The organism is Acidobacteriota bacterium (genome assembly GCA_040756905.1).
Classification (GTDB): Bacteria; Acidobacteriota; Aminicenantia; order JBFLYD01; family JBFLYD01; genus JBFLYD01.
The window spans coordinates 1-2145 of sequence record JBFLYD010000003.1; the positions used below are offsets into that span (position 1 = coordinate 1).

3 protein-coding genes are annotated in these 2145 nt (G+C 31.1%); all 3 read left to right on the forward strand.

All coding sequences use genetic code 11. The annotated features are described in order from the left end of the window. Positions 1-47: 47 nt before the first annotated feature. The 3 genes from AB1410_00305 to AB1410_00315 all read left to right on the forward strand — a co-directional run bounded on the left by AB1410_00305 (position 48) and on the right by AB1410_00315 (position 2073). Entirely contained in the window at positions 48-179 is a 132-nt protein-coding gene (locus tag AB1410_00305; GenBank protein MEW6455141.1) for a hypothetical protein, read from the forward strand. After that, the gene (locus tag AB1410_00310; GenBank protein ID MEW6455142.1) at positions 170-1606 is read left to right on the forward strand and encodes a VWA domain-containing protein; all 1437 of its coding nucleotides are present in this window, start codon (positions 170-172) and stop codon (positions 1604-1606) included. The genes AB1410_00305 and AB1410_00310 overlap by 10 nt, the downstream gene beginning before the upstream one ends. Positions 1607-1863: 257 nt before the next feature. Next, positions 1864-2073, forward strand: a complete 210-nt coding sequence (locus AB1410_00315) for a hypothetical protein (GenBank protein MEW6455143.1) — start codon at positions 1864-1866, stop codon at positions 2071-2073. Positions 2074-2145: the final 72 nt, after the last annotated feature.

Consider the following 2145-nt stretch of genomic DNA (forward strand, 5'->3'; position numbering starts at 1 on the left):
AGGAAAAGAAAGTCATCCTTGACTCAATCCAGCCACTCTGAGGTATAATGAAAATTCAGCGTCACTTCGCTCCGACAGGTGGCCACTTTCAATCAGAATCAGTGGCCAGATTCATCGGAATATGCATAAAAGTATCAAAGCAAATCCTTGGATATATTTTGAAGAAAATATGTCTTTAGATTTTGCTGAATATCAAAATTATTTATTTAGAAGGAGATTTGAAAAAACTATAAGCGCTTTACTTTCATCTGTAAATATAATAAGAAGACATACAGGAAGGAAAACAATTCTTTTTATCAGCCAGGGAACCCCTGAAATCTCTAAATATGAAATTTTAAAAATATTCGACCCTTTTAATATTATTTCAAAAAGAAAAACAAGATTTGACTGGCAAATAGTTGACGAAATAATTAAGTATGCCAATGCAGAAAACATAGCATTCTATGTTCTAAATCCTGATGTGGAATTCAGAAAATTGCTAAAAGACATAGATGCATCTGTGAAGTTTCAATCAGAAACTTTATCTATGAAAGAGATAAAATTCAGCAATTACAGCCTAATCCATCTGGCAGAGGAAACAGGAGGGGTTTTACTTAGAGGAGGAAAGAAATATGAAGAGACAGTTCAAGAACTGAAAAGAGACCTGAGTTATTACTATGAGATAGGATATAAACCACAAAGAGAAAAGGAAGATGGAAAGTACCACAGAATTGAAATAAAAGTGAAAAGACCTGGTGTTAATGTAAGATCTAGAAAAGGATACATGGATTACTCAGAGGAGGAGAAGATGAAAAGAAACCTTGCCTCTGCATTTTTCTCTCCTGAATATTTTAAAGAGATAGAGTTTCGATGTGAAGTTAATTCAATTCCTGAGGATAAGAAAAACTCTTTATTCTGGATAAGGATAGAGATTCCCACTGAACAATTCAAAAGAAAAGAATCTCCTCCAGAGGATATAACACTTCTCTTTGGTATAAAGGAGTTAGAGGAGGAGAAAGCCCATCTTGGTGAAGTGAAGATAAAAATAAAAGAAGCTCTGAAGAGAAATCTTTCCTCCCTTTACTATTCATTTGGAACATCAGATGTGAAGATAAAACCAGGGAGTTATGAGACAGCAGTTATCCTTACCTCAAAAGAAGGAAAAATAGGTGGATATGAAACACTCATTAAAATACCTCGTCTTAAAAAGGAACCTTCTCCAACCATTTTAAACTCAATATTTGGCTTTCTTAAAGAAAAAGAGGGGGAAGGAAATTTATTTACAATTTCAAGAGAAGATGGCTCCCTTTTACTCTCAAAATACAGATTCTTTCCCTCTTTAGGGAATGAAATAAAAGAAGGAGAAAATATAGCTTTATTTTTACAGATTTACAATCCTGATGATATTGAAGATTCCTTCCTTAAATTCTCTCTTTATAAAGATGAAAATTTTATTTCAAACCTAAAATTCCAGAGGATTGAATCTTTCTTCAACAAGAAAATGAATATCCTTAATGAAGTTTATATCTTCGATCTTCAGGATATTCTCCCTGGAGATTATCAGTTGAAGATAAACTTTCCAGAGAAAATAGAAAAGAAGATTATTGGAATAAAAGTTTTTCAATAAAATTATACTCTATTTTTGTTAAGATTTAGTCTAATTAATTCAAAAAAAATCAGAAGATATAAAAAATCAATTTCCAACGAGTGAGTTTTTCTGCTGTAATATAGCCTTCAAATTAAATTCATAGGAAGGATATTCGATAAACTGCCAAAGATCAAATAGATCTTTTTTTATTTTTTCAGTCATTTCTTCATATTTATTTTAAAAAAATTTCTGCAGAATGAAATTGCAACACTAATATAATTTATAGAGAGAAAATAATGAAAAAAGAATCAAAATTAATGAATTTAATAGACAATATAATTCATCTTCAGGAAAACCCCTATGACATTTCCTCTTTGCTTTTAAGCTATCTTCAGATAGGAATAAAAGAAACAAAAAGTTCATCAGGTTCTGTATTTTTATTCAAAAGAAAAGGGAGTGCACCCCTAAAAGTGGACACTAAATTAAGACACATTTTCAATATATAACTCATTTCCCAACCTATCTTCAAATTCAACTGGCGATAAATAACCAATTGATGAGTGAAGACGCTTTTTGTT

Bases quoted from the DNA above. Each gene is read 5' to 3' on its own strand.
- AB1410_00305 (MEW6455141.1), top strand. From the start codon at position 48: ATGAAAATTCAGCGTCACTTCGCTCCGACAGGTGGCCACTTTCAATCA.
- AB1410_00310 (MEW6455142.1), top strand. From the start codon at position 170: ATGTCTTTAGATTTTGCTGAATATCAAAATTATTTATTTAGAAGGAGA.
- AB1410_00315 (MEW6455143.1), top strand. From the start codon at position 1,864: ATGAAAAAAGAATCAAAATTAATGAATTTAATAGACAATATAATTCAT.